Genomic DNA, 26,262 nt, shown 5'->3' on the forward strand with positions numbered 1-26,262 from the left:
GACCCTGTGACAGCCAGAAAATCAAAACCAAGAGGGTTGGGTCGCGGGCTTTCGGCGTTGATGGCAGATGTCACACAAGAGCCCCAGGGACGCGTGCCAACTGATTCACGGCGGCCGGACCTGACGATTCCAATTGAAAAGCTTCACGCAAACCCAAATCAGCCGCGCCGCACCTTTGCCCGGGAACATCTGGATGAGCTTGCCGCTTCGGTCAAAGAGAAGGGGATCATTCAGCCGCTGATCGTCCGAGAAATTGCCGAAGGCGATTATGAAATCGTCGCGGGTGAACGCCGCTGGCGCGCGGCGCAAATGGCGCAGTTGCATGATATCCCCGTTATCGTTCGCGATTTTGATGACACTGAGGTTCTGGAAGTCGCCATTATCGAAAACATTCAGCGCGCGGATTTGAATGCGGTGGAAGAGGCGGCCGGCTATAAGCAGCTGATGGACCGCTTTGGTCATACGCAAGAAAAGCTGGCTGAAGCATTGGGCAAAAGCCGCAGTCATATTGCCAATTTGCTGCGCCTGTTGTCCCTGCCAATGGATGTACAAACCCTTGTAATAGAAGGAAAATTATCGGCTGGCCATGCGCGAACGCTGATCACGGCCGAGAATGCCTCTGACCTTGCAAAGCAAATTGTCAAAGATGGGCTGTCGGTGCGGGCAACGGAAGCGCTGGTGAAGAAGCAACAGCAGGGGGATGCGGCCCGACCGGCACCAAGGTCTCGGGATCTGAATGCGGGTAAAGATGCGGATACCCGGGCGCTGGAAAAGGATCTTTCCGCGATTCTGGCGATGAAAGTGGCGATCAATCACAAAGCGGGCTCGGAAACGGGGCAGGTGGTTCTGACCTATGAGAACCTGGATCAACTGGATGATCTTTGTTCCAAGCTCAGCCGCTAGGGCGGGTCCAGATAAAGAACATCACGCCGCCTAGTACAATCGCCTGGATGATCAGGACATGAGACGGCGCAGACATCATGACCGATAATCCAAATACAGCGGTGACCGACAGGGTGGCCGCCTTTTTTGCGGCCGGACGAATCGCGCCTGAACTCTGCCAATCGACGATCATTGGGCCAAACAGTCGGTGCGTTATCAGCCAGCTATGCAGCCGTGAAGACGAGCGGGCAAAGAAGAAGGCGGCGAGTAGCAGAAATGGAACCGTTGGTAGTAGGGGAAGTACCACCCCAACAGCGGCCAGCCCGACACATAACAATCCAAGCCCTGCCCACAGATATTGCATGGTCTACCCCAAAAGTTCGCGGATCACCGCGTTCAAGACGGCACGCCCGTCGGTTGTGGCCATCAGTCTACCATCCAGCATTTGAACCATGCCGATATCCTGAAGATGGCCCAATGGGTCTTGTGGTAAGGGGTGGCCTGATATTCCCATATATCTATCTATATCTAGCCCGCCGGTAACCCTAAGGCCCATCATAAGGTATTCACTTGCCTGATCTTCACGCGACAATGCGGCGCGTTCTTTCTCTCCGCTACCACAGGAAGCCGCGTCCAACCACCGCTGCGGATTCAGATAGGTTTCAGTCGCGTATTTCTGGCCATTCTGGGTGATCCGTCCATGGGCGCCGGGGCCAATGCCGACATAGTCACCATAGCGCCAATAGATCAGATTGTGCTGTGATTCCGCGCCGGGGCGGGCGTGGTTCGATACCTCATAGGCGGGCAGACCATGAGCCTCGCAGATCTTTTGCGTGGCCAGATACATATCGGCGGCGCTATCATCCAAGGGCAGGCCGCGTAGCTTGCCCACGGCATAGCGATCACCAAAGGCGGTTCCGTCTTCTATGGTCAGTTGGTACAGCGACAGGTGATCGACCGCCATCGACAGGGCTTCGGTCAACTCTGCGCGCCAGGCATCAAGGGTTTGATGTTGCCGCGCATAGATCAGGTCAAAGCTGACCCGTTCAAAACAATGACGGGCTATGTCATAAGCAGCCCGCGCTTCGGCCACGCTGTGAATGCGGCCCAACCGGCGCAGATCGTCATCATTCAGCGCCTGAACCCCCATTGAGATACGGTTGACGCCTGCTTCCCGGTAGGCTGCGAACCGTCCCGCCTCGACCGAGCTGGGATTGGCTTCAAGTGTGATTTCCATGTCATTGGCGGGGTGCCAAAGGGCGCGGGCGGTATCAATCACTGCGGCGACGGTTTCGGGATCCATCAGAGACGGGGTGCCGCCGCCAAAGAAGATGGTGTTCAGGACACGGTTGGGGGTTTCGGAAGCGCTACGGCGCAGCTCGACCAGATATGCATCAAGCCATTGTTTTTGATCTATATTTTTTGAAACATGGCTGTTGAAATCGCAATAGGGGCATTTGGCCTCGCAAAAGGGCCAATGCACATACAGGCCAAAGCCCCCATTGCGCCAATCATCCGCCAAAACAGCCTTTCACGAACATCTCAACCGCGCGACCGCGATGGCTGATCTTGTTCTTTTCCCAGCGATCCATCTCGGCAAAGGTAATGTCATGACCCTCGGGCACAAACATTGGATCATAACCAAAGCCGTCCGCACCGCAAATGGGCCAGACCAAGTGACCGGGGGCGATGCCTTCGAACACCTCATCATGCCCGTCGGGCCAGGCCAAAACCAACGTGCAGCGAAATTGTGCGGTGCGGGGATGGGCGGCGTTCTTCGCCTCAAGCTCCTCATGTGCGCGTGTCATCGCCATCAGGAAATCGCGGCCATTGCCGGTTTCTGCCCAATCGGCGGTATATACGCCCGGCGCGCCATCCAGCGCGTCGACGGTGATCCCGGAATCGTCCGACAGGGCAGGAAGGCCGGTGGCTTTGGCGGCGGCATGGGCCTTGATCCGGGCATTGCCGACGAATGTATCCTCGGTCTCTTCCGGTTCAGGCAGGTCCATGTCAGCGGCGCCGATAACAGTGACGCCAAAGGGTTCAAGCAGATGTGCCATCTCCTCAAGCTTGCCTTTGTTATGCGTGGCCACCAGCAACCTATCGCCGTCGAACTTGCGGGTCATGCGGTGGCGGCCTTTTGCGCAGCAGCCAGTTCACTAACGCCCTGTTCAGCCAGATCCATTAGTTGATCCATCTGAACGCGGCTAAAGACCGAGCCCTCCGCGCTCATTTGAACTTCGATCAATTTGCCGGACCCGGTCATGATAAAGTTGCCGTCCACGCCGGCTTCGCTGTCTTCGGGGTAATCCAGGTCCAGCACCGGTTGACCGGCGTAAATACCGCAGGACACAGCTGCAACCGGGTCAACCAGCGGGTCCGAGATCACGTCACCCGTTTTCATTAGCTTGTTGACCGCAAGACGCAGCGCAACCCAACCGCCTGTGATCGAGGCACATCGGGTGCCACCATCGGCCTGGATCACATCGCAGTCGACGGTGATCTGGCGTTCACCCAAGGCAACTCGATCGACACCTGCACGCAGGGCACGGCCGATCAAACGCTGGATTTCCACGGTACGACCACCCTGCTTACCGCTGGCAGCCTCGCGCCGCATCCGTGTATTGGTCGCACGGGGCAGCATGCCGTATTCAGCGGTAACCCAGCCCAGGCCCGAACCTTTGATGAACGGTGGCACGCGATCTTCGATCGTGGCAGTGCACAACACATGGGTATCGCCCATCTTAATCAGGCAGGAACCTTCGGCATGTTTGGTAAATCCCGTTTCGATTGAAACGGCGCGCATTTCGTTTAGATCACGTCCTGAGGGTCGCATGGGAATTCCTTTGTTTGCTGGTTTGGGGATACCGCCCCGCAGCGTCAGGATGCAACCCTGATTGACCTTTCGCCTACCTGCTATTTAATGGCCATCCAGCAGAGGATTGCCGATGAGTGACGCAAGCAAAATTCTGAACGAGATGAATGACCGGTCGCGCGAGGTGTTTCGGCTGATTGTCGAAAGCTATCTGGATAGCGGTGAGCCTGTCGGCAGCCGTACCCTGACGCGCACTTTGTCGGAAAAAGTCAGTGCGGCGACGGTTCGCAATGTGATGCAGGATCTTGAGTTTCTGGGCCTGCTCGACAGCCCTCATGTCAGTGCGGGGCGGATTCCGACGCAACACGGGTTACGGATGTTCGTGGACGGATTGCTGGAGGTCGGTGATCTGGGCGCGGATGACCGGCAGAAGCTGGACGACACACTGGGCGCTAACTCGGGGGATGTCGGCGGGATGCTTGACCGTGTCGGTGCGGCCTTGTCACACGTGACACAAGGGGCCTCACTGGTTTTGACGCCGAAACACGAAGCGGAAATCAAACATATCGAATTTGTGTCGCTTGGGCATGACAGGGCCCTGGTGGTTTTGGTCTTTTCCGACGGTCAGGTGGAAAACCGGCTGTTCAAGCCGCCACCCGGGCAAACGCCCAGCTCGATGCGGGAAGCGGCGAATTTTCTGAACGCCCTGATCGAGGGCCGCACAATCAGCGAGGTTCGCCGTCAGATGCTGACCCAGATCGATGCGCGGAAACAGGAAATTGACGTGCTGGCCCGTGAAATGGTCGACAGCGGCATGGCCGCATGGGACGGGGATGATGGCGACTCGGCTCGTTTGATCGTCCGAGGGCGGGCGAATCTGCTGGGTGAACGTGGCGAAGCAGATGAGTTGGAGCGCATTCGCACCCTGTTTGACGACCTCGAACGCAAGCGCGACATCGCCGAATTTCTGGAATTGACCGAAGAAGGCGAAGGTGTGCGCATTTTTATCGGGTCTGAGAACAAACTTTTCTCACTTTCGGGTTCCTCTTTGGTGGTGTCTCCATATATGAACGCTGATCGTAAGATAATCGGTGCGGTTGGGGTCATCGGGCCCACACGTCTGAATTATGGACGGATCGTGCCGATCGTGGATTATACGGCGCAACTGGTCGGCAAACTGATATCCGACCGGAGCTAGAGGGTAAGAGATGGCAGAGCCCAAGAACGAAGATTTTCTGGACGATATCGCAACGGCCGAGGCCGAAGAGCTGGCAGATGAATTTGCTGAGATCAGCGAAGAAGCGCTGGAGCTGGATGAGCTGCGCGCCGAGCGCGACGACTACAAAGACAAATTCATGCGTGCATTGGCCGATGCGGAAAACGCGCGCAAGCGCGGCGACAAGGCACGGCGCGATGCCGAACAGTATGGCGGCTCGAAACTGGCCCGTGACATGCTGCCGGTCTATGACAATATGAAACGCGCGCTTGAGGCCGCAACCGACGAGCAGAAAGAGGTCGCAGGCGCTTTGCTGGAAGGTGTTGAACTGACCATGCGCGCGCTGAAGGACGTGTTTCAGAAACACGGGATTCAGGTGATCACGCCAGAAGTTGGCGATCGGTTTGACCCCAATGTGCATGAGGCGATGTTCGAGGCCCCCGTGCCCGGAACACGCGCCGGTGACATCATCCAGGTATCTGCAGAAGGCTTTATGCTGTACGACCGGCTCTTGCGCCCCGCGCAGGTGGGTGTGTCGTCCACGCCGGCAAGCTAAGCGCTTAAGATATCATTCAATTATTGAGGCGGTCAGGATCTGGCCGCCTCTTTCAATTTATAGATCAGGTCCAATGCCTCGCGCGGGCTTAGCTCATCCGGCAAGATCTCACCCAACATATCCGCAACGGGTGAAGCTTTTGGGGGAGGCGGTGGCGGCGGGGCAGCCGAGAACAGCGGCAGATCGTCGATCAAAGCCTTTTGCTTGCCGCCTTCGCGTTCGGTTTTCTCCAGCTGGTCCAGCACAACGCGGGCACGTTCGACAACGGATGCCGGCAGGCCAGCCAGTTGCGCCACCTGGACACCATAGGACCGGTCTGCGGCGCCTTTGTGAACCTCGTGCAAAAAGATCACTTCGCCCTCCCATTCCTTGACCGCAACGGTGGCGTTGTCGACACCTTCTAGATTTCCGGCCAGCGCGGTCAGCTCGTGATAATGCGTTGCAAACAGCGCGCGACATTTATTGGCGGCGTGCAGATGTTCGAGCGTGGCCCAGGCGATGGAAAGCCCGTCATAGGTGGCCGTCCCGCGTCCGATTTCATCCAGAATGACCAGCGCATGATCGTCGGCTTGATTGAGGATGGCGGCGGTTTCGACCATTTCAACCATAAAGGTCGACCGACCCCTGGCCAGATCGTCAGATGCCCCGACACGGCTGAACAGCTGGCTGACTACACCGATATAGGCTTGTTCGGCTGGAACATAGCTGCCCATCTGTGCAAGCAGGGCGATCAGCGCATTCTGCCGCAGGAAGGTTGATTTACCCGCCATGTTGGGGCCGGTCAGCAACCAGATTGCAGCACCATCTTCGGCGCTGAGATCACAATCATTGGCGATAAACGCGTCACCGCTTTGTTGGCGCAGCGCATGTTCAACAACCGGATGCCGCCCGCCCTGAATATCAAAGGCACGAGAGGCATCGACCTGCGGGCGACACCAGTTCTCGCCCCGTGCCAGATCGGCCAGCGCAGTGGTTAGGTCCAGTTCTGCCAGCCCGCGCGCGGCTTGGTTCAGTTGCGCAGCACGGGTAAGAATCTCATCAGAAAGCCTTTGATAGAGCCGCTTTTCGATCTCCAAAGCATGATTTCCGGCGTTCAGGATACGGGTTTCGATCTCGGACAGTTCTACTGTCGTGAACCGCACCTGATTGGCCGTGGTTTGCCGGTGGATATAGGTTTCGGAGAACGGCGGGTTCAACATCTTTTCGGCATGTGTGGCCGTGGTTTCGATGAAATAGCCCAGCACGTTGTTATGCTTGATCTTCAGCGAGGTGATGCCGGTGTGCTGGGAATATTTCTGCTGAAACCCGGCGATGACCGAGCGGCCTTCGTCCCGCAGGGTGCGCGCCTCATCCAGTTCCGCGTCATAGCCGGGGGCAATGAAGCCGCCGTCGCGCGCCATCAGAGGCGGCTCGGCCACAAGCGCCTCATCCAGCAGGGTCAGCAGATCATCAAACCCTGTCAGGTTTTGCACCGCAGTGGCCAGCAATACCGGCAGATCTCCGGCATTGCACAGTTCGGCTATGGTTGCAGCCTGCGCCAGCCCGTTGCGGATGGCGGCCAGATCGCGAGGACCGCCGCGTTCCAGCGACAGGCGCGACAAGGCGCGGTCCAAATCGGGGGTTTTGCGCAGGGCATCGCGCAGATCTTGGGCGATCAGGCTGTCATCGGCTGCAAAACTTACCGCATCCAACCGCCCGTGGATCACATCCAGATTGCGCGAGGGGCTGGACAGGCGCTGTTCCAACAACCGCGCGCCGCCCGGCGTGACTGTACGGTCAACCACCGACAAAAGCGATCCGGCGCGCCCGCCAGACAGCGACCGGGTCAGCTCCAGATTGCGGCGCGTTGCGGCGTCGATCTGCACCACGCGGTCCTCGGATTCTTTCAGCGGCGTTTGCAGCAGGGGCAATTTGCCTTTTTGCGTGATCTCCAAATAGTCAATCAATGCGCCCATAGCGGACACTTCGGCCCGGCCAAAATTTCCAAACGCGTCCAGCGCGCCCACGTGAAACAAAGCGCAGATGCGCTTTTCAGCCGCCGTGCTGTCGAAACTGGCGCGGCCAATGGGCGTCAGCGAGATGCCCAGATCGCGGGCAGGTTCGTGCAGGACCTGTTCGGCCCCGTCCGCCACGATCAGCTCCGACGGGGCCAGTCGGGCCAGTTCAGGGCTTAGGCGCACAGAGGTCAAAGGCATCACGTGAAACGCCCCGGTTGAGATATCGGCCCAGGCAAGCGCCGCTTCATCCCTCACCTCGGCATAACAGGCCAGAAAGTTGTGGCGGCGCGCCTCTAGCAGCGCGTCCTCGGTCAGTGTTCCGGGTGTCACCAGTCGGACAACACCGCGCTTTACAACTGATTTAGAGCCTCTCTTCTTTGCCTCAACCGGGCTTTCCATCTGTTCGCAAACGGCCACGCGAAAGCCTTTTCGGATCAGCGTCAGCAGGTACCCTTCGGCGGCATGGACCGGCACACCGCACATCGGAATGTCGGCGTCGTTGTGCTTGCCGCGTTTGGTCAGGGCGATGTCCAGCGCCTCGGCGGCGTTGACGGCATCCTCGAAAAACATCTCGTAGAAATCGCCCATCCGGTAAAACAGAAGGGCGTCGGCATGGGCCTCTTTGATTTCGAGATATTGCGCCATCATCGGCGTGACTGTGGACAAGGTTGATCCCTTTTGACGGCGTTCGGTCGCGACCTTACAAATCCGCCATCTGGTGCGAAAGGCAAAAGTATTCTCGTTGAGGCGCGCGCGTGCCTGCGCTATGAGGCAGAAGCCCCGAAGTTGCAGAGAAACGACGTATCAAATGCCCAAAGCGAAGATCACCAACGAAGAGGCGCTGGCCTTTCACCTGGACCCAACTCCTGGCAAGTGGGAGGTACAAGCCACCGTTCCCATGACGACGCAGCGCGACCTGTCGCTGGCCTACAGCCCCGGCGTGGCTGTTCCATGTGAAGCAATCGCGGAAAATCCAGAAACGGCCTATGACTATACCAACAAGGGAAATCTGGTCGCCGTGATTTCGAATGGGACGGCGGTTTTGGGTCTTGGTAATCTGGGCGCGCTGGGCTCAAAACCGGTGATGGAGGGCAAGTCAGTCCTGTTCAAGCGTTTCGCTGACGTAAACTCGATCGATATCGAGCTGGACACCGAAGACCCGGATGAGTTCTGCCGCGCCGTGCGACTGATGGGGCCAACCTTTGGCGGCATCAATCTGGAAGACATCAAGGCGCCCGAGTGTTTCATCATCGAACAGCGCCTGAAGGAAGAAATGGATATCCCCGTCTTCCACGATGATCAGCATGGCACGGCGGTGATCTGTGCGGCGGGCCTGCTGAATGCGCTGCGTATCTCGGGCAAGAAGATCGAAGATGTGAAGATTGTTCTGAACGGTGCCGGGGCTGCTGGGATAGCGTGTATCGAACTGCTCAAGTCGATGGGCGCGCGGCATGAGAACTGCATCGTGTGTGACACCAAAGGCGTGATCTATCAGGGCCGGACCGAGGGCATGAACCAGTGGAAATCGGCCCATGCGATCACCACAGATCTGCGTACGCTGGAAGACGCCATGAAAGGCGCAGACGTCTTTCTGGGCGTGTCGGTCAAAGGGGCTGTGACGCAGGATATGGTCGCCAGCATGGCCGATAACCCGGTGATTTTTGCGATGGCAAACCCCGATCCGGAAATTACGCCGGAAGAGGCCCACGAAGTGCGCGTTGATGCCATCGTCGCCACAGGGCGCAGCGATTATCCGAACCAGGTCAACAACGTGTTGGGCTTTCCCTACCTGTTCCGCGGTGCGCTGGATATCCACGCCCGCGCCATCAATGACGAGATGAAAATTGCCTGTGCCCACGCCCTGGCCAACCTCGCGCGCGAAGATGTCCCTGATGAGGTCGCGATGGCCTATGGTAAGTCGCTGACCTTTGGGCGCGATTATATTATCCCGACACCTTTCGATCCGCGCCTGATTCACCGCATTCCGCCCGCCGTTGCGCGGGCCGGGATGGATACCGGCGCGGCGCGGCGCCCGATTATCGACATGGACGCGTATGAGCTGAGCTTGAAATCCCGCATGGATCCGACCGCCAGCATTCTGCGCGGCCTGAACGCGCGGGCCCGTCAGGCGCAAAGCCGAATGATCTTTGCCGAGGGCGACGATCCGCGTGTGCTGCGGGCTGCGGTGATGTATCAACGCTCGGGCTTTGGTAAGGCGCTGGTCGTAGGCCGCCCGGATGACGTCAAGCAAAAGCTGGAAGAGGCCGGGCTGGGCGATGCTGTGCGTGAGCTGGAGGTCGTGAATGCCGCCAACACTGCGCATCTCGATACCTATTCTGATTTTTTGTACGATCGCCTGCAGCGTAAAGGCTTTGATCGAAAGGATATTCATCGACTTGCCGCGCGCGACCGGCATGTGTTTTCATCGCTGATGCTGGCACATGGGCATGGCGACGGTTTGGTCTCGGGCGCGACGCGTAAATCGGCGCATGTGCTGGATCGGATCAACCATGTGTTCGATGCAGATGCGGCCCGTGGCGCGGCCGGTGTGACGGCGCTGTTGCACAAGGGGCGGATCGTGCTGATCGGCGACACTCTAGTCCATGAATGGCCGGACGAAAACGATCTGGCCAATATCGCCGAGCGCTCAGCAGCCGTTGCCCGCCATATGGGGCTGGAGCCGCGCGTTGCCTTTGTCAGCTTTTCGACGTTTGGCTACCCGGTGTCGGAGCGGGCCGAAAAGATGCACCGCGCTCCTGCCGTTCTGGATCAGCGTGGCGTAGATTTCGAATACGAAGGTGAAATGACGGTGGACGTGGCGCTGAATGTCGACCAGCAGGCAAACTATCCGTTCCAGCGCCTGACCGGACCGGCGAATATCCTGATTGTCCCAGCACGGCATTCGGCCTCGATCTCGACCAAGTTGATGCAGGAAATGGGTGGGGCCACGGTGATTGGCCCGATCTTGTCGGGCATCGACAAGCCGATTCAGATCTGTTCGACCATATCGACGGCCAATGACATTCTGAACATGGCCATTCTGGCCTCCTGCGATATTGGTTAAGCCATGACAATCTGGAATCTAGGCTCGATCAATGCAGACATGATTTATGATGTGCCACACCTGCCGGGCGCGGGTGAGACGCTTTCGGCCAACCGTTTAGATCGGTTTCTGGGCGGCAAGGGCGCGAATATGTCCGTCGCCGGCGCGCGGGCCGGCGCGCGGGTGGCGCATATTGGGGCCATAGGGCCCGACGGGCGCTGGGCGCGTGACAGGCTGACCGAATATGGCGTCGATACCCGGTGGATTGCCGAGGTTTCAGATCCTACCGGGCACGCCATTATCGCCGTAGACGCCGAGGGTGAAAACAACATCATCCTGTTTCAAGGCGCAAATCATGCAATTACGTCAGATCAACTGGGCCAGGCGCTGTCATCGGCGGATCAGGGTGATCTGATTGTGACGCAAAACGAAACCAACTTGCAGGTCGAAGCCGCAAAAATGGGCCGCGAAATGGGGCTGACTGTCTGTTACGCGGCGGCCCCTTTTCAAGCCGATGCAGTGCGGGCGGTTCTTCCGTATCTGGATTTCCTGATCCTAAATGAGGTCGAGGCCGAGCAGTTGCGGCAGGCAACCGGGCAGGGCCTGTCCGAGTTGGGGATAGAGCATGTCATTGTGACCCTCGGATCAAAGGGCGCGCGATATCATCATAAGGGGACGACCTCGGATTTTTTGGCTCACAAGGTTCAGGCGGTGGACACAACTGGTGCGGGCGATACGTTCACTGGTTACGTTCTGGCAGGAATGGATCGTGGCATGCCGATGGAGCAGGCAATATTGCAGGCAAACCGGGCTGCCGCGTTGATGGTGACACGGCACGGTACGGCGGATGTCATTCCTGATCTGAAAGAAGTGCGCGAAGCGCGCTTTGATTAAGACCCGGCAAAGGGCGCGTCACTGCCCCACAGCTGTTTGACGCGGGCGTCGCGACCGCATGCTTTGCGATAGGCCTTATAGGCGTTGCGCTGGCGTTTGGGACCGAACCGCGTAAAGACCAGTTTTTCGCCCTTATAGTAATCCTGATGATAGGCTTCGGCCGGGTAAAACCGATCCTGTTGCAGGATCGGGGTGACAATCGTTTGACGCAGGACGTTCTGTGCTTTGGATTTTGCAGCCTCGGCTAACGCCTTTTCGCCTGTGTTAGAGACAAATACCGCGGTCCGGTAACTCTCGCCCCGGTCGCAGAACTGGCCGCCCGCATCCGTGGGATCGACCGAGCGGAAAAACAGGCTCAGCAAGGTTTCACGGGAAACACGGTCCGGATCAAAGGTGATCTGAACAGCCTCATAATGGCCGGTGCCGCCTTTGGTTACCTCGCCATAGGTCGGGTCCGCCGTTGCGCCCCCGGTATAGCCCGAGACCGCCTGAACCACGCCCGGCACGGATTCGAAATCGGATTCAACGCACCAGAAACACCCCCCGGCCACGGTCAGCGTCTCGGTTCCGGCAGCCGGTGCAGGCGCGGCGCGCAGCATTGCGACGATGAGGATCAGCGCAAACAGAAGCCAAGGTTTGACAGCGTCAATGTATGTGGTTCGGATCATGGTGGGTCTCCTTCCATGATCAGACTGCCTTGGGAAACCCCCGGGCGCAACGCGCTGACATCTGTTCTCACGCGCTGGTGAGACGAGTTTATCGCCTTAGCCCAGCAACTGCCCCAGTTTCATCGCCACACCCATATTGCCCGAGATCTTGAGCTTGCCCATGGCAATACCGGTCATCGGGTTCAGCTTGCCGGTCAGCAGCTTGGTTAGGTTCTCTTGTGAGATACGAATGGTGCAATCAGTGTCCCGATCCTGCGTCGTCGCCTGATTGTCGGCCAGAACAATCACACCGGCATCACCGCAATCGAATTTCAACGACCCATCGAAGTTTTTGCCATTCAGACCGCTCTGAATACCTTCTGCGATATCCTGCAACATGCCCCCTCCTTTCAGTGTTGTGACTTGGGTAAAGACATATCCTGCGGTGGAGCAAGAGTGACCTGACGGGAGGTGGCAAAAATGGGCGCATAAAAAACCCGGCATCCTGAGGGGCTGCCGGGTCTTCAGGTCAAAATCTCAGCTGTCTTACTTTGACAGCCGTTTGTCGCGTGCTGCCAGCAGTTTCAGGCGTAGGGCGTTCAGTTGGATGAATCCCGCAGCGTCTTTCTGATCGTAGGCACCAGCATCCTCTTCGAAGGTCACGTGCGCCTCGGAATACAGCGAGTGTTCCGACCAGCGGCCCACGGTCGATGCCAGACCTTTGTACAGCTTCACGCGCACGGTGCCGGTGACATGATCCTGAGATTTGTCGATCGCGGCCTGCAGCATCTCGCGCTCGGGCGAGTACCAGAAGCCGTTATAGATCAGCTCTGCATATTGAGGCATCAGCTGGTCTTTCAGATGCATCGCGCCCCGATCCATGGTGATGGACTCGATGCCACGGTGTGCTTCCAACAGGATAGTGCCGCCCGGTGTTTCATAGATGCCGCGCGATTTCATGCCAACAAAGCGACCTTCGACCAGATCGAGACGCCCAATGCCGTGCTTGCCGCCATATTCGTTCAGCTTGGTCAAGATGGTCGCGGGGCTCATCGCCTCGCCGTTGATGCTGACCGCGTCACCTTTTTCGAACCCGATCTCGATGAATTCAGGTTTATTCGGCGCGTCCTCGGGGTGGACCGTGCGCTGATAGACGTAATCGGGCGCCATATCGGCGGGGTCTTCCAGAACCTTGCCCTCGGATGAGGTGTGCAGCAGGTTGGCATCAACCGAGAACGGCGCCTCGCCCCGCTTGTCCTTGGCGATCGGAATCTGGTTCGCCTCGGCAAATTCCAGCAGCTTGGTCCGGCTGGACAAGTCCCATTCGCGCCAGGGGGCGATGACCTTGATGTCGGGGTTCAGCGCGTAAGCCGCGAGTTCGAACCGCACCTGATCGTTGCCCTTGCCGGTCGCGCCATGAGATACGGCATCCGCTCCGGTCGCCTCGGCAATCTCGACCAGACGTTTCGAGATCAACGGGCGCGCAATCGAGGTGCCCAGCAGGTACAGGCCCTCATATTGCGCATTCGCGCGGAACATCGGAAAGACGAAATCGCGGACGAATTCCTCGCGGATGTCCTCAATATAGATGTTTTCGGGCTTGATCCCCAGCAGCTCGGCCTTCTTGCGGGCGGGCTCCAACTCCTCGCCCTGACCCAGATCGGCGGTGAAGGTTACGACCTCACAACCATACTCGGTCTGCAACCATTTCAGGATGATCGAGGTATCAAGGCCACCGGAATAGGCCAGAACAACTTTCTTGGGCGCGGACATCTGACTTCCCTTTATGCGTAGAACGACTGGCCCCTAGCGGGTTTTGAACGCGGGGGCAAGTTATCTGCGTTGACGCAGGTCGGGATTTGGGGTGAAACAGAAGGAAAGAAAACAAGGATTGGTTGAAGGGATAGATTTCAGATGTTGGGTTGGCAGATTTTTGCACATTCGGTGCGGATGGTTATTGGGAATCTCAAACAGGTTTTGCAGATTACGTTCGGGCCATCTTTGGTTGCGACAGCGGTGATTGTCGCCCTGTTTTTTGTATTGGACGTTCCGCTGGATCAACTCAATACAACCACCGGAGAGTTGCCTGCAGGCGTTTCGAGCGGATCGGCGATTGGCTTCCTGGTGGGCTTTATGGTCGTGATATTTGTGACGATGTTCTGGATTGTGGTGTCGTGGCACCGCTTTGTCCTGCTTGAGGAATATCCAAGAGGTATATTCCCAACCTTCCGGTTCGATAGAATTCTGGCCTATTTCGGGCGGGTTCTTCTGTTGGGTATCCTGATGGCCATCGCGTTCCTGCCGGCAGGCGCGGTACTTTCAGCGCTGGGCGGTGGAGCATTGTCAGTTGTGTTTGTCATTGTCCTTGTCGTCTTCCTCATCATCGGCTTCTACCGTTTGTCCATAATCCTGCCCGCAGCAGCGATTGGGCAACCGTTGACACTTGGGCAAGCTTGGAACAACACCGCCGGTGCGGGTGGCGCGATCATCGTTCTTTTGCTTGTAAGCTTTGTGTTCCAGGTCGTGGTCCAGTTGGTCTTTACAGCGCTCGCTTTCATCCCGGTTCTGGGTGTTTTGCTCTCACTGTTCTTTGGGGTTCTGGTTTTGCCGCTGATCAATGTCAGTATCTTGACCACCATGTACGGCGTGTTCGTTGAAAAGCGCCAGCTGACCTGAACTCGTACACATATGTATCCCTTGCTCTTTCAGCGATGATGGGGCAGGGAAACCGGCATGAGTGATTTCATGACCCGCGCCCGCGCTGCCGAACAGGCGATGCGCTCTGTGTTTCCGGTGACGCCTCTGCAGCGCAATGCCCATCTGTCTGATCGTTTCGGGGCCGATATCTGGCTGAAACGTGAGGACCTCAGCCCGGTGCGGTCCTACAAGATCCGCGGTGCGTTCAACGCCATGCGCAAACAGCAGGGACAGAACCTGTTTGTCTGCGCCAGCGCGGGAAATCATGCGCAGGGCGTGGCCTTTATGTGCAAGCACATGGATGTGAAGGGTGTGATCTTCATGCCCGTGACGACGCCGCAGCAGAAAATCCAGAAAACTCGTATATTCGGCGGCGACAATATCGAGATTCATCTGACCGGCGACTATTTCGATGACACGTTGGCCGCCGCGCAGGCGTGGTGCACCGAACAGGGCGGCCATTTTCTGTCGCCCTTTGACGATGTTGATGTGATCGAGGGGCAAGCCTCGCTTGCGGTTGAGATCGAAGCGCAGTTGGGTGGGTTGCCGGACCACATCCTTTTGCCAGTAGGCGGTGGCGGCATGTCTGCGGGCGTGGCTACGTGGTTTGGCGATCGGACCCATTGCCTGTTTGTGGAACCCAAAGGCGGTGCCTGTCTGCACGCGGCAATGGCAGCAGGACATCCGGTGGCATTGGATCAGGTGGACAATTTCGTTGACGGTGCTGCAGTTGGTCGGATCGGTGAAAAACCGTTCGAATTGCTGAAATCCCGTCATCTGTCGGATGCTCTGGTCCTGTCCGAAGACCGCATCTGCACAACCATGATCGAGATGCTGAATGTCGAGGGCATCGTTCTGGAACCCGCCGGGGCCCTCGCGATTGAGGCGCTGAGCGATATTCAGAGTTTTATCCGAGGGAAAACCGTTGTCTGCGTAACCTCTGGCGGCAACTTCGATTTCGAACGTCTGCCCGAGGTCAAGGAACGCGCGCAGCGCTATCTGGGGGTGAAGAAATACTTCATCCTGCGCTTGCCACAGCGCCCTGGCGCATTGAAAGAGTTCCTGAACATCCTTGGCCCCGAGGATGACATTGCGCGGTTTGAATACATGAAGAAATCGGCACGTAACTTCGGCTCGGTTCTGATTGGTATCGAAACCCGCAAGCCCGAAAACTTTGCCCGTCTGTTCGCGCATCTGGATGAAGCCGGGTTCACTTTTACGGATATCACCGAGGACGAGACCCTCGCCCAGTTTGTGATCTGAGCAAATGACCATACTGCAATGTTGTCTGTCGCGGCGATGGATCAGCTGCGTTTGAAACAGACAATATACGGGGCCGGGTTGTCACCCATCGCTAGTGTACCTGTTTGCTGCCTGTACGGCGCCGCTCAGAGCTCGTTCAATCCTGCCTGAAACTCCGTTGCTGAGGTCCGGAATGTGCCGACTATTTCGGCGATATCGACGGTTGCGGCCTGACCCTGTGCCGAATGGCGCTCACCATCCTGGCAGAGCCTGGCCAATGTCCTGAATCCCAGACTAAGCGCGCTGCCCTTCAAGGAGTGTAGATGCTGTTCGAAGTCAGACCGATCATCATCGACCAGCAAATGCTCCAGGCCTTGTTGCACCTCATCGAGAAAGATTTCCACTACCTCGTCAAACTCGTCGGCGCCGACCTCGTCCCGCAGCTGTCTGACCCAGGACCAGTCGATCATGGCCATCCTTTCCCTAAAGATAACGACCCGATTATCACTACAGGCCGTTGGTAAATCCGTGGTTAAGATGGATGCATTTACGACCTTCACAGGATGTTAAACAGCCGTGCGCTAGGGTCGTCCCGTTCCGCATTGTGTGGCAGAGCTGAGGGTCAGGTGGCAGAGGTCAGTCAGGCAGAAACAAAGGCAGAGCTGGATTTTGGTGCGATTCGCAAGGTGCTGGTCGTTGATGACAGTCGTCTGCAACGTCGCATCCTTGTGGCCTCGCTGAAGAAATGGGGCTTTGAGGTGCTCGAGGCCGATAGCGGAGAGGCCGCCATCGAAATCTGTGCTGCCATGTCCCCCGATCTGGTCCTGAGCGACTGGGTCATGCCGGGGATGAGCGGGCTGGAATTCTGTCAGGCATTTCGGGCGCTGGAGAATGACGAATACAGCTATTTCATCCTTCTGACTTCAAAAAGCGAAAAGCAGGAGGTTGCGCGCGGACTGGATGCCGGGGCGGATGATTTTCTGATCAAACCTCTTGAGGCCGATGAATTGCGGGCGCGCATATCTGCGGGCGCGCGGATATTGGATATGCAGCGTGAGCTGTCTGATAAGAACCGTATGATCGAGACCGCGCTCGAAGAACTGAAAGTAGTCCATGATGCGATCGACAAAGACCTGATTCAGGCGCGTAAGATACAGGAATCTCTGGTCCCCGAACTCACGCGTGATTTCGGTAGGTCGCGTATCAGCATGTTGCTGAAACCTTGTGGGCATATCGGTGGCGATCTGGTGGGAATGTTTTCACCGGGGGTCAACCGTGTGGGGTTTTACAGCATCGATGTGTCCGGCCACGGCATCACCTCGGCGATGATGACAGCACGGCTGGGCGGGTATCTGTCCAGCAAACATTTCGATCAGAACGTGGCGATGGAAAAGCGGTTCGATAAATTTTACGCATTGCTACCACCTGATCAGGTGGCAGAGATGCTCAATTCCCGCCTTATGGCCGATGCTGGCGTCGAAGAGTATTTTACCATGGTCTATGCCATTATCGACCTGCGAAACGGACATCTCAAGATGGTGCAAGCAGGGCATCCGCATCCGCTGTTGTTGCGACAGGATGGTGGGACCGAGTATCTGGGGCAAGGTGGTTTGCCCATCGGACTGTTGCCGGATGTCACGTTTCAGCGAACCGATACCTACATGAAGCCCGGTGACAAGCTGTTGCTATATTCAGACGGGTTCACGGAATGCCGGATGGCGGATGGATCCCTGCTGGAAGAAGAGGGGCTGTGCAGAATGGTGACGGATTGTGCCACCGATCTCAGCGGGCCCGAATTTCTGGACGATATGTTCTGGCGGCTGACACAGGCCATGGATCCGGACCAGGGTATGGATGATGACGTATCTGCGGTTTTCTTTGAATACAGCGGGTCTTAAAGCCCCATCAGGTGTCCCGAAGCGAAATGTCGGTCGCCGCTGTTGCCCAGCATCTGCGCGGCATCCGCACTGTCCAGCCAAAGGGCTTCGTGGAATGGCTCTGAAGGTGGACCTATGCGGCGCACAGGGCGGGCTCGATATATCAAACAGACCTTTTCGGCCCACAGGTCATATTCGGGCATGTATGTGAAACGGCGAAAGGCGCCGACCCGCCGCGGGCTGGCAATCAACCAGCCGGTTTCTTCAAAGACTTCGCGATGCAGGGCGGTGATGGGCGATTCGCCCGGGTCAATACCGCCACCCGGCAACTGTAGATCAGGGCCGGGCTCTGTCTGGCAGGTCAGCAACAGATGTCGTCCTCGAGGCAACAATGCGTATACACCCACACGTCGTGTGTATTTGCGCCCCGCTTGTGGGGTTTCACCGAACCGTCTGATCATGTATGGCCCCTTACAACCCGAAATCTTCGACCTATATGCTGGCGGTATGCCAATCTGTGGCGTTTAAGGAAACCCCATGTCTCTTGGAACAAAAATCGCGTGGGACGACACCGTCCTGCCCTTTCAACTTGATATACCGGATATGCGCGGACGTGTGGCGCGGCTGGACGGAGTGTTGGATGGCATTCTGAAACAGCACGACTATCCCGAAAAGGTCGAGGCTTTGGTGGCCGAGATGGCCTTGCTGACTGCTCTGATCGGCCAGACCGTCTCGCTGCGCTGGAAGCTGTCGCTTCAGGTTCAGTCCAAAGGCGCCGTTCGGATGATCGCAACCGATTACTACGCTCCGCAGGCCGAGGGCGAACCGGCTCGCATCCGCGCCTATGCCAGTTTTGACCCGGACCGCCTGACCGATTCCACACCGTTTGATCAGGTGGGTGAAGGCTATTTCGCCATCATGATTGATCAGGGCGAGGGCACGCAGCCTTACCAGGGGATCACACCGCTGGCTGGCGGCTCTCTCAGCGCATGCGCAGAGGCGTATTTCGCACAGTCCGAACAGTTGCCGACGCGGTTTTCACTGAGTTTCGGCAAATCAACTGAACCTGGCGTCGGTGAGCACTGGCGCGCAGGCGGCATCATGCTGCAGCACATGCCCAAAGCGTCACCATTTGTAGCCAATGCAGAGGGTGACGGTCAGATTCTGTCGGCGGATGATCTGGTTGACGGTGAGGAAGGTGAAAATTGGGGGCGCGTCAACATCCTTCTGGATACTGTTGATGACCTTGAACTGATCGGCCCTTCGATTGCGCCAACCGACCTGTTGATCCGGCTGTTTCATGAGGAACAGCCACGGGTTTATGATGCGCAATCGGTTCAGTTCGGCTGCACCTGCTCGGAAGAGCGCGTGCGCCAAAGCCTGTCGATCTATTCGGCGCGCGACATCGAAAAGATGACAACTCCCGAAGGCCAGGTCACCGCCGATTGTCAGTTCTGTGGTGCCCATTATGTATTGGACCCCGTCACCGTTGGCTTCGATGCCGGTGAAGCCTGATCCAACAGAACAGCTGCGGGCGGCCCTGAGCCGCCCCGGCAACGGGTCCAGTGATTTCGATCTGAACCCTGATGCGGTTTTGCCAGCGGGGCGCAAGCTGCGTCCAGCCGGGGTTCTGGTTCCGATTCTTGTGACGAATGAGGCCCCGCGCCTGCTTTTGACCAAGCGCTCATCGGCGCTGAAACACCATCCCGGCCAGATCGCCTTTCCCGGCGGAAAACAGGATGAGACTGATCCGGATGTAACCGCAACCGCCCTGCGGGAAGCACAGGAAGAGATTGGCCTTTCCTCGGATATGCCTGAAATTCTCGGGCATTTGCCTACCCATGAAACCGTGACGTCTTTTGTCGTAACCCCGGTTGTCGCGATCCTACGAGACGGGTTCGACCCAATTCCTGAGCCGGGTGAAGTTGACGAAGTTTTTTCAGTCCCACTTGCGCATGTTCTAAACCCTGCGAATTATATCGTTGAGTCGCGTCGCTGGCGGGGCCAGCGGCGGTATTATTTCACCGTGCCCTATGGCCCTTATTACATCTGGGGGGCTACGGCCCGGATGTTGCGGGGCTTGGCTGCGCGGGTGAGTGAATGATGAAGCTATCAGAAAGCTGGGTTACAAATCCGGCAACCCAGACAGTCTGCGCCGTTTTGATCGATGCCGGTTTTCAGGCGCTTTTCGTCGGCGGTTGCGTCCGCAACGCGCTTTTGGGGGCGCCGGTCTCGGATCTGGATATTGCCACGGACGCTCCGCCCCAGCAGGTGCTGGATTTGACGCGGGCGGCGGGGTTGAAGGCCATCCCAACTGGGATCGAGCATGGCACGATAACCGTTGTCAGCCAAAGCATCCCGCATGAGATCACGACCTTCCGGCGAGATGTCGAAACCGATGGCCGCCGAGCTGTTGTGGCGTTCTCGGACAATGTTGATGAAGATGCCAGGCGGCGCGATTTCACCATGAACGCGCTGTATGCCGGCCCGGATGGGACGCTTTTGGACCCGCTGAATGGATTGTCCGATCTAAAGGCCCGAAAGGTTCGGTTCATAGGCAACGCCCAGCATCGCATCCGCGAAGACTATCTGCGGTCTCTGCGCTATTTTCGGTTTCACGCCTGGTATGGGGATGCCGAAGCCGGGTTTGATCCCGAAGCGCTGTCGGCCATTTCAACCAATCTGGACGGATTGGCAGGCCTGTCGCGCGAACGGGTTGGGGCCGAGTTTATGAAATTGCTGACCGCGCCTGACCCTGCGCCTTCGGTCGCTGCCATGCGCAGCACGGGCGTTCTGGCACAGATATTGCCGGGGGTTGAGGATCGATCACTTGCCCCGCTGATCGCCTTGGAACAGCAGGCTGGGGCAAAGCCCGAGCCGGTCCGGCGACTTTCCTCCATCGCCACGCCTGAGATTGCCCAGACCCTGCGTCTGAGCAAGGCCCAGATGCAACGCCTGACACGGATGCGGGATGAGGCCGCGGGAACCGCGGGCACTGCCGAGCTTGGGTTCCGTTATGGCGAAGAGGACGGCCTGCACGAAGTTCTGCTGCGTTGTGCTTTGTTGGAACAGCCCTGGTCCGAGGATAAGCGGCAAGCGCTCCGGGACGGGGCAGCAGCGGATTTTCCCGTGCGGGCCGCTGACCTGATCCCTGACTTTACCGGCCCGGCGCTGGGCAAGAAACTGGCCGAGCTCGAGGCGCGCTGGATCGCCTCGGGTTTCACCCTGACGCGCTCCGAGTTGCTGGTCGAGTAAATTGAAGTCTCAAAAGGGGATGACAAGCCGGATCGTTTGTGTTTTCTTGCGCCTGTAACATGAATGGAGGGATGCGAATGTATTACGGGATCTGGTTCGGCTAAAGCCATAACACTTGACCCGTAGGGGTGGTGTTCTGGCGCCATCTTTTTTCGCATGACTTGTTATCTGCTCAATCGGAGCACTCTCTATGTTTCGCTATTTCGAAAATCTCGTCGACCCTTTTGTCGACTACGAAGAAACCGACACGCCGCCGACACGGCTGTGGCCCTTTATGTTGAACTATTCCCGCCCTTTTATGCGGGTGTTCTTCTGGGCCGGATTGATTTCGGTCGTGGTGGCCGCGGTTGAGGTCGGTCTGATCTATTATATGGGTCGCGTTGTTGACTTGCTGTCCGCCCCGCCGGACGAAGTTTGGCAGACCCATAGTACGGAACTGATCCTGGTGGCGCTATTTGTGCTGCTGCTGCGACCCATGCTGCATGTCGTTGACGTGCTGTTGCTGAACAACACGATCCTGCCGAATTTTGGCACTCTGATCCGTTGGCGCGCGCATAAGCACGTGTTGCGGCAATCGGTGGGCTGGTTCGAGAATGATTTTGCAGGCCGCATTGCCAACCGGATCATGCAGACGCCGCCCGCTGCGGGTGAGGCCGTGTTTCAGGTGTTTGATGCGATTTCCTTCTCGCTGGCATACCTGATCGGCGCAGCCATTTTGTTGATGACGGCTGATGCCCGGCTGCTGTTGCCGTTGTTGATCTGGCTCGTGCTGTATGGGTTTCTGGTGCATTGGACGGTGCAGCGGGTGGGACCGGCTTCGAAGGCGGCCTCAGACGCGCGCTCGGCCGTAACGGGCCGGGTTGTGGACAGCTATACCAATATCCATTCCGTAAAGATGTTTGCCCATGGAGCACAGGAACTGGATTATGCGCGCGAAGCGATCGAGGAAACCCGCCGTACCTTTCAGGCTGAGATGCGGATTTTCACCATTATGGATGCGGTTCTGGTTGCATTGAACGGGTTGCTGATCGTTGGTGTGGTGGGCTGGGCAATTGCGCTGTGGATGCAGGGTAGTGCTACGGTCGGTGTGGTCGCGGCGGCCACAGCCCTGACCCTGCGCCTGAACGCGATGACCGGATGGATCATGTGGGCGCTGACCAGTTTTTTCCGCCAGCTTGGTGTCGTTGCCGAAGGTATGGAGACGATCGCTCAGCCGATCGACCTGCTGGATGCGCCGCAGGCCAAACTCCTGCATCTGTCCAACGGCAAGATCGAGGTTCGTGATCTGTCGCATCATTACGGTCGCAAGACCGGCGGGCTGGACCATATCAACCTGACCATCGAGCCGGGCGAAAAGATCGGTCTGATCGGACGGTCGGGAGCTGGTAAGTCGACCCTAGTTAAGCTCCTACTTCGGTTCTACGATGTGGAGCAGGGGGCCATTTTGATCGACGATCAGGACATTGCCCGGGTCACTCAGGACAGCTTGCGCATCCATATCGGTATGGTGCAACAGGACAGCGCGTTGCTGCACCGCTCGGTGCGCGACAATATCCTCTATGGCCGCCCCGAGGCTTCCGAAGAGCAGATGATTGCCGCGGCCAAACAGGCCGAGGCGCATGAGTTCATCCTTGACCTGCAGGACCCGAAGGGGCGTACCGGCTATGATGCGCATGTGGGCGAGCGGGGCGTGAAGTTGTCAGGTGGTCAGCGGCAGCGGGTGACGCTGGCGCGGGTGATCCTGAAGGACGCGCCGATCCTGTTGCTGGATGAGGCGACCTCGGCGCTGGATTCCGAGGTCGAAGCATCGATTCAGGAAACGCTCTATGGCATGATGCAGGGCAAATCCGTGATCGCGATTGCCCACCGCCTCAGCACCATTGCCCAAATGGATCGCATCCTGGTGATGGATGGCGGCCGGATCGTCGAGCAGGGCACCCATTCCGAATTGCTGTCACACGGCGGGCTTTACGCCCAGTTCTGGGCACGGCAATCTGGAGGCTTCCTGAACACGGAGGCAGCTGAGTGAAACTTGCCGATCTCATAGATCCGTTCAAACCCACCGAAACGCCCCCGCCGCAAAGGCTGGGGGCGTTCATTCGCTGGTGCCTGTCCGGAGCTTGGCCGATGATCCTTGTCGCCTCCGTGTTTTCGGCCTCTGCCGGGGCGATGGAGGCCGGAACCGCCTGGATGCTGGGTCTGGTGATCGACATGGCAAACGAAAGCGGGCCGGATGGGGTTCTGACGGCGGGCAATCTTTGGATAATTGGAGGGGTCGCCGCATTTTTCATGCTGCTGCGACCGGCGCTGTTTGGTCTTTCGGCCTTTTCCAACAACTATATTGTCATGCCCAATATCCCGCCCCTGGTTCTGGCCAAGCTGAACCGGTGGACTTTGGGTCAGTCTGTGACCTATTTCGACGACGATTTTGCCGGGCGGATCGCTCAGAAACAGATGCAAACTTCGAACGCGATGGCCTCGGTCGTGTCCGAGACGATAAGCGCAATGGTTTTTGCGCTGGCGTCTCTGGCAGGGACTTTGCTTTTGTTAGGATCTATTCATCTGCTGGTCATGCTGCCCTTCGCCGCCTGGTTGGCGGTGTATTTCCTGCTGATCCGCTGGTATTTGCCACGCATCCGGGCACGCTCAGCGGCGCGGGCCGGGGCGCGGGCGATGGTGTCGGGGCAGGTGGTCGACACGATCACCAATATCAAAACCGTCAAGCTGTTCGCCCATTCCGAGTTCGAGGATCAGGCGGCCCGAAACTCGATGGTCGATCTGCGCCACAAGATGCTGGCCTTTGGCAAGCTCTCCGCCAGTTTTAGGTTCATACTGATGGTTCTGGCCGGGGTGTTGCCCGTGCTGCTGCTGGGGGTGACCTTGCTGCTGTGGCGGTCCGGGATGGCCAGCGCTGGTGATATCGTTGCGGCGGGCGCGATGTCCGTGCGAATTTCGCAGATGACAGGCTGGGTCAGTTTCACGCTGATGGGGCTTTATGCCAATGTCGGCGAGATCGAGAATGGCATGAAGACGCTAGCCAAGCGTGACCGGGTCGAGGATGCGGCAGGGGCAGCTAGGCTGAGCGTGCCAGAAGGTCAGATCGAGTTTAACCATGTCAGCTTTGCTTATGGCGGTGACATCGGCGGCGTGACCGACGTGCACATGACCGTACATCCTGGCGAAAAGCTGGGTATCGTCGGGGCATCGGGTGCGGGGAAATCTACGCTCGTTTCGCTTCTACTCAGGCTCTATGAAGGGGAAAACGGCGCAATTCGGATTGATGGGCAGGATGTGTCACAGGTGACGCAGGACAGTCTGCGCAGTCAAATCGGAATGGTCACGCAGGAAACTGCGATGTTCAACCGCTCGGCGCGCGAGAATATCCTATATGGCCGCCCTGATGCCTTGGAAGACGATATGATCGCCGCGGCGCAAAAGGCCGAGGCGCATGAATTTATCCTTGGCCTGCGGGATGCCCATGGTCGCAAGGGCTATGATGCGCATCTGGGCGAGCGCGGCGTCAAACTGAGCGGCGGTCAGCGGCAGCGGATTGCGCTTGCACGCGCCATCCTGAAAAACGCGCCGATTCTGGTGCTGGATGAGGCGACCTCGGCCTTGGATTCCGAGGTCGAAGCCTCGATCCAGACCGCGTTGCATCGGGTGATGCAGGGCAAAACGGTATTGGCGATTGCACATCGGCTGTCGACGCTAAGCGAGATGGACCGGGTTGTCGTTCTGGATCAAGGGCAGATCGTTGAAATGGGAAGCCATGACGACTTGCTGGAGCAGGGCGGGCTTTATGCCCGGTTCTGGGATCGCCAATCGGGCGGGTTTATTCAGGCCGCCGCCGCCGAATAAGGGTTTTGTTGTGGGTAAAGCCCAGCTATCAGGCCCTCATGACGCAGCATTACAGCATTTTACGCCTTGGTCATCAGGGCGACGGCATCGCCGCTGGACCGATCTACGCCCCCCGCACCTTGCCGGGGGAGGTGGTCAGCGGGATATTGGTTGGTCAAGTGCTGAGCGACATTCGGGTCGAGACCCCCTCGGACCAGCGGGTCAAAGCACCGTGCCGGCACTACAAAGCCTGCGGCGGATGTCAGCTACAGCATGCCGCGGATAATTTCGTTGCTGATTGGAAGGTTGAGGTCGTGCGCAACGCGCTGGCCGCGCAGGGGCTCGATGCCCCGATGCGGCCGATCCATACCTCGCCGGAACGATCACGGCGACGGGCTACGATTGCGGTTCGACGGACCAAAAAAGGCACTATGGCCGGGTTTCATGGCCGTGCCTCAGACACGATTACCGAAATCTCTAATTGTCATCTGCTTGATCCGGCCCTGATTGCAGCCGTCCCCGTGGCCGAGGCGCTTGCCGTTTTGGGTGGTAGCCGCAAAGGGGCGCTGGCGGTCACGCTGACCCTTTCTGATGGCGGTTTGGATGTCGCCGTCAAAGGCGGCAAACCGCTGGACGGTCCATTGGAACTGGCCCTGGCACAGGCGACCGAGGCACATGGGCTTGCGCGGCTCAGCTGGGATGGCGAGGTGATCGCTTCGCGTCACGCCCCGATTCAGCGATTTGGCGTGGCGGCTGTCGTGCCGCCTCCAGGGGCATTCCTGCAGGCCACGAAGGACGGAGAACAGGCTCTATTACAGGCAGTTCTGCAGGCAACCAAGGGCGCCAAGCGGGTTGTGGACCTGTTTGCGGGTTGCGGGACATTCTCATTGCCACTGGCCGAGGACGCCGAAGTACACGCGGTTGAGGGTGAGGCCCTGATGACCACCGCTCTGGATCAAGGCTGGCGTCGCGCGCAAGGTCTGAAACGGGTCACGACCGAGGCGCGCGACCTGTACCGCCGCCCATTGATGCCTGATGAGCTGAAGAACTTTGACGCGGTTGTCCTGGACCCGCCCCGCGCCGGGGCCGAGGCGCAGGTGGCCGAGCTGGCGCAAGCGCTGCCCCCGGTCATCGCCTATGTCTCATGCAACCCCGTGACCTTTGCGCGGGATGCAAAAAACCTGATTAACGCAGGCTATACCCTTGAATGGGTACAGGTGGTGGACCAATTTCGATGGTCGTCACACACGGAACTTGCCGCGCGGTTTGCACTGAACCCCGCATCATGACCAAACAGGAGAGTT

The 26,262-nt window shown here is 58.1% G+C and carries 24 protein-coding genes; 14 read left to right on the plus strand and 10 right to left on the minus strand.

What is annotated here, in order from left to right:
* Positions 1–6 precede the first annotated feature (6 nt).
* The gene (locus AC2FGB_RS16570; protein WP_142637412.1) at positions 7–903 is read left to right on the plus strand and encodes a ParB/RepB/Spo0J family partition protein; all 897 of its coding nucleotides are present in this window, start codon (positions 7–9) and stop codon (positions 901–903) included.
* On the opposite strand, the gene AC2FGB_RS16575 is transcribed toward AC2FGB_RS16570, so the two are convergent.
* From AC2FGB_RS16575 to rph, 4 genes are read right to left on the minus strand one after another with little or no spacing between them, the layout of a single operon-like run.
* Positions 893–1,246, minus strand: a complete 354-nt coding sequence (locus tag AC2FGB_RS16575) for a YbaN family protein (RefSeq protein WP_142637410.1) — start codon at positions 1,244–1,246, stop codon at positions 893–895. The two genes, AC2FGB_RS16570 and AC2FGB_RS16575, sit on opposite strands and share 11 nt — an antisense overlap.
* Before the next feature lie 3 nt (positions 1,247–1,249).
* Positions 1,250–2,404, minus strand: coding sequence for a radical SAM family heme chaperone HemW (gene hemW / locus AC2FGB_RS16580; RefSeq protein ID WP_496690204.1), 1,155 nt, complete (start codon positions 2,402–2,404; stop codon positions 1,250–1,252).
* Positions 2,394–3,008: an RdgB/HAM1 family non-canonical purine NTP pyrophosphatase gene (gene rdgB, locus AC2FGB_RS16585; RefSeq protein ID WP_496694366.1), complete on the minus strand. Its 615-nt coding sequence runs from the start codon at positions 3,006–3,008 to the stop codon at positions 2,394–2,396. The genes hemW and rdgB overlap by 11 nt, the downstream gene beginning before the upstream one ends.
* Positions 3,005–3,718 carry a ribonuclease PH gene (gene rph, locus AC2FGB_RS16590; RefSeq protein ID WP_496692602.1) on the minus strand — a complete coding sequence of 238 codons (714 nt, stop codon included), beginning with the start codon at positions 3,716–3,718 and terminating at the stop codon, positions 3,005–3,007. Before rph ends, rdgB begins: the two co-directional genes overlap by 4 nt.
* Before the next feature lie 112 nt (positions 3,719–3,830).
* Between rph and hrcA the strand changes: the two genes are divergently transcribed.
* Both hrcA and AC2FGB_RS16600 read left to right on the plus strand, forming a co-directional pair.
* Positions 3,831–4,895 (plus strand): heat-inducible transcriptional repressor HrcA, encoded by a 1,065-nt coding sequence (gene hrcA, locus AC2FGB_RS16595; protein ID WP_281995819.1) that lies wholly within the window; start codon positions 3,831–3,833, stop codon positions 4,893–4,895.
* Positions 4,896–4,905: 10 nt separating this feature from the next.
* Complete coding sequence (locus AC2FGB_RS16600) at positions 4,906–5,469, plus strand: nucleotide exchange factor GrpE (protein ID WP_142637400.1); 564 nt, start codon at positions 4,906–4,908, stop codon at positions 5,467–5,469.
* A gap of 32 nt (positions 5,470–5,501) precedes the next feature.
* On the opposite strand, the gene mutS is transcribed toward AC2FGB_RS16600, so the two are convergent.
* Complete coding sequence (mutS, locus tag AC2FGB_RS16605; protein ID WP_496694384.1) at positions 5,502–8,114, minus strand: DNA mismatch repair protein MutS; 2,613 nt, start codon at positions 8,112–8,114, stop codon at positions 5,502–5,504.
* A 160-nt stretch (positions 8,115–8,274) separates the two neighbouring features.
* Between mutS and AC2FGB_RS16610 the strand changes: the two genes are divergently transcribed.
* Both AC2FGB_RS16610 and AC2FGB_RS16615 read left to right on the plus strand, forming a co-directional pair.
* Positions 8,275–10,530 (plus strand): NADP-dependent malic enzyme, encoded by a 2,256-nt coding sequence (locus AC2FGB_RS16610; RefSeq protein WP_142637398.1) that lies wholly within the window; start codon positions 8,275–8,277, stop codon positions 10,528–10,530.
* 3 nt (positions 10,531–10,533) lie between these two features.
* The gene (locus AC2FGB_RS16615; RefSeq protein WP_496690211.1) at positions 10,534–11,403 is read left to right on the plus strand and encodes a ribokinase; all 870 of its coding nucleotides are present in this window, start codon (positions 10,534–10,536) and stop codon (positions 11,401–11,403) included.
* Here the strand turns inward: AC2FGB_RS16615 and msrA are convergent.
* From msrA to AC2FGB_RS16630, 3 genes are all read right to left on the minus strand, one after another.
* Positions 11,400–12,071, minus strand: coding sequence for a peptide-methionine (S)-S-oxide reductase MsrA (msrA, locus tag AC2FGB_RS16620; RefSeq protein WP_496678658.1), 672 nt, complete (start codon positions 12,069–12,071; stop codon positions 11,400–11,402). The two genes, AC2FGB_RS16615 and msrA, sit on opposite strands and share 4 nt — an antisense overlap.
* 96 nt (positions 12,072–12,167) lie before the next feature.
* Positions 12,168–12,449, minus strand: coding sequence for an SCP2 sterol-binding domain-containing protein (locus tag AC2FGB_RS16625; protein ID WP_142637392.1), 282 nt, complete (start codon positions 12,447–12,449; stop codon positions 12,168–12,170).
* 147 nt (positions 12,450–12,596) lie between these two features.
* A complete protein-coding gene (locus AC2FGB_RS16630) occupies positions 12,597–13,823 on the minus strand; it encodes an argininosuccinate synthase (protein WP_142637390.1) in 1,227 nt (408 codons plus the stop codon).
* A 177-nt stretch (positions 13,824–14,000) separates the two neighbouring features.
* Between AC2FGB_RS16630 and AC2FGB_RS16635 the strand changes: the two genes are divergently transcribed.
* On the plus strand, positions 14,001–14,726 hold the full coding sequence (locus tag AC2FGB_RS16635; RefSeq protein ID WP_281973390.1) for a hypothetical protein: 726 nt from the start codon (positions 14,001–14,003) through the stop codon (positions 14,724–14,726).
* Positions 14,727–14,783: 57 nt separating this feature from the next.
* Positions 14,784–16,010: a threonine ammonia-lyase IlvA gene (gene ilvA, locus AC2FGB_RS16640; protein ID WP_142637386.1), complete on the plus strand. Its 1,227-nt coding sequence runs from the start codon at positions 14,784–14,786 to the stop codon at positions 16,008–16,010.
* 125 nt (positions 16,011–16,135) lie between these two features.
* On the opposite strand, the gene AC2FGB_RS16645 is transcribed toward ilvA, so the two are convergent.
* Positions 16,136–16,459 (minus strand): Hpt domain-containing protein, encoded by a 324-nt coding sequence (locus AC2FGB_RS16645; protein WP_496694365.1) that lies wholly within the window; start codon positions 16,457–16,459, stop codon positions 16,136–16,138.
* A 156-nt stretch (positions 16,460–16,615) separates the two neighbouring features.
* Here AC2FGB_RS16645 and AC2FGB_RS16650 point away from each other — a divergent pair, with 156 nt between their 5' ends.
* Complete coding sequence (locus tag AC2FGB_RS16650; protein ID WP_496694364.1) at positions 16,616–17,887, plus strand: PP2C family protein-serine/threonine phosphatase; 1,272 nt, start codon at positions 16,616–16,618, stop codon at positions 17,885–17,887.
* Here AC2FGB_RS16650 and AC2FGB_RS16655 read toward each other — a convergent pair.
* Complete coding sequence (locus AC2FGB_RS16655) at positions 17,884–18,327, minus strand: NUDIX hydrolase (protein WP_271950593.1); 444 nt, start codon at positions 18,325–18,327, stop codon at positions 17,884–17,886. The genes AC2FGB_RS16650 and AC2FGB_RS16655 overlap by 4 nt on opposite strands.
* A 76-nt stretch (positions 18,328–18,403) precedes the next feature.
* Here AC2FGB_RS16655 and hslO point away from each other — a divergent pair, with 76 nt between their 5' ends.
* From hslO to AC2FGB_RS16685, 6 genes are all read left to right on the plus strand, one after another.
* Entirely contained in the window at positions 18,404–19,381 is a 978-nt protein-coding gene (gene hslO / locus AC2FGB_RS16660) for an Hsp33 family molecular chaperone HslO (protein ID WP_271950591.1), read from the plus strand.
* Positions 19,365–19,970 (plus strand): CoA pyrophosphatase, encoded by a 606-nt coding sequence (locus AC2FGB_RS16665; protein WP_496690243.1) that lies wholly within the window; start codon positions 19,365–19,367, stop codon positions 19,968–19,970. The genes hslO and AC2FGB_RS16665 overlap by 17 nt, the downstream gene beginning before the upstream one ends.
* The gene (locus AC2FGB_RS16670) at positions 19,970–21,121 is read left to right on the plus strand and encodes a CCA tRNA nucleotidyltransferase (protein ID WP_496690244.1); all 1,152 of its coding nucleotides are present in this window, start codon (positions 19,970–19,972) and stop codon (positions 21,119–21,121) included. The genes AC2FGB_RS16665 and AC2FGB_RS16670 overlap by 1 nt, the downstream gene beginning before the upstream one ends.
* Positions 21,122–21,311: 190 nt before the next feature.
* The gene (locus AC2FGB_RS16675; protein ID WP_281973395.1) at positions 21,312–23,150 is read left to right on the plus strand and encodes an ABC transporter ATP-binding protein; all 1,839 of its coding nucleotides are present in this window, start codon (positions 21,312–21,314) and stop codon (positions 23,148–23,150) included.
* A complete protein-coding gene (locus tag AC2FGB_RS16680; RefSeq protein ID WP_496694363.1) occupies positions 23,147–24,979 on the plus strand; it encodes an ABC transporter ATP-binding protein in 1,833 nt (610 codons plus the stop codon). Before AC2FGB_RS16675 ends, AC2FGB_RS16680 begins: the two co-directional genes overlap by 4 nt.
* 38 nt (positions 24,980–25,017) lie before the next feature.
* Entirely contained in the window at positions 25,018–26,247 is a 1,230-nt protein-coding gene (locus AC2FGB_RS16685) for a class I SAM-dependent RNA methyltransferase (protein WP_496694362.1), read from the plus strand.
* The last annotated feature ends 15 nt before the right edge of the window (positions 26,248–26,262 follow it).

The organism is Ruegeria sp. CDSC021, assembly GCF_059610845.1.

Excerpts from the sequence above, each read along its gene's own strand:
- AC2FGB_RS16575 (WP_142637410.1), bottom strand. The coding sequence starts at position 1,246 with ATGCAATATCTGTGGGCAGGGCTTGGATTGTTATGTGTCGGGCTGGCC.
- rdgB (WP_496694366.1), bottom strand. The coding sequence starts at position 3,008 with ATGACCCGCAAGTTCGACGGCGATAGGTTGCTGGTGGCCACGCATAAC.
- rph (WP_496692602.1), bottom strand. The coding sequence starts at position 3,718 with ATGCGACCCTCAGGACGTGATCTAAACGAAATGCGCGCCGTTTCAATC.
- hrcA (WP_281995819.1), top strand. The coding sequence starts at position 3,831 with ATGAGTGACGCAAGCAAAATTCTGAACGAGATGAATGACCGGTCGCGC.
- AC2FGB_RS16600 (WP_142637400.1), top strand. The coding sequence starts at position 4,906 with ATGGCAGAGCCCAAGAACGAAGATTTTCTGGACGATATCGCAACGGCC.
- mutS (WP_496694384.1), bottom strand. The coding sequence starts at position 8,114 with ATGATGGCGCAATATCTCGAAATCAAAGAGGCCCATGCCGACGCCCTT.
- AC2FGB_RS16610 (WP_142637398.1), top strand. The coding sequence starts at position 8,275 with ATGCCCAAAGCGAAGATCACCAACGAAGAGGCGCTGGCCTTTCACCTG.
- AC2FGB_RS16615 (WP_496690211.1), top strand. The coding sequence starts at position 10,534 with ATGACAATCTGGAATCTAGGCTCGATCAATGCAGACATGATTTATGAT.
- msrA (WP_496678658.1), bottom strand. The coding sequence starts at position 12,071 with ATGATCCGAACCACATACATTGACGCTGTCAAACCTTGGCTTCTGTTT.
- AC2FGB_RS16625 (WP_142637392.1), bottom strand. The coding sequence starts at position 12,449 with ATGTTGCAGGATATCGCAGAAGGTATTCAGAGCGGTCTGAATGGCAAA.
- AC2FGB_RS16630 (WP_142637390.1), bottom strand. The coding sequence starts at position 13,823 with ATGTCCGCGCCCAAGAAAGTTGTTCTGGCCTATTCCGGTGGCCTTGAT.
- AC2FGB_RS16635 (WP_281973390.1), top strand. The coding sequence starts at position 14,001 with ATGGTTATTGGGAATCTCAAACAGGTTTTGCAGATTACGTTCGGGCCA.
- ilvA (WP_142637386.1), top strand. The coding sequence starts at position 14,784 with ATGAGTGATTTCATGACCCGCGCCCGCGCTGCCGAACAGGCGATGCGC.
- AC2FGB_RS16645 (WP_496694365.1), bottom strand. The coding sequence starts at position 16,459 with ATGATCGACTGGTCCTGGGTCAGACAGCTGCGGGACGAGGTCGGCGCC.
- AC2FGB_RS16655 (WP_271950593.1), bottom strand. The coding sequence starts at position 18,327 with ATGATCAGACGGTTCGGTGAAACCCCACAAGCGGGGCGCAAATACACA.
- hslO (WP_271950591.1), top strand. The coding sequence starts at position 18,404 with ATGTCTCTTGGAACAAAAATCGCGTGGGACGACACCGTCCTGCCCTTT.
- AC2FGB_RS16665 (WP_496690243.1), top strand. The coding sequence starts at position 19,365 with ATGCCGGTGAAGCCTGATCCAACAGAACAGCTGCGGGCGGCCCTGAGC.
- AC2FGB_RS16670 (WP_496690244.1), top strand. The coding sequence starts at position 19,970 with ATGAAGCTATCAGAAAGCTGGGTTACAAATCCGGCAACCCAGACAGTC.
- AC2FGB_RS16675 (WP_281973395.1), top strand. The coding sequence starts at position 21,312 with ATGTTTCGCTATTTCGAAAATCTCGTCGACCCTTTTGTCGACTACGAA.
- AC2FGB_RS16685 (WP_496694362.1), top strand. The coding sequence starts at position 25,018 with ATGACGCAGCATTACAGCATTTTACGCCTTGGTCATCAGGGCGACGGC.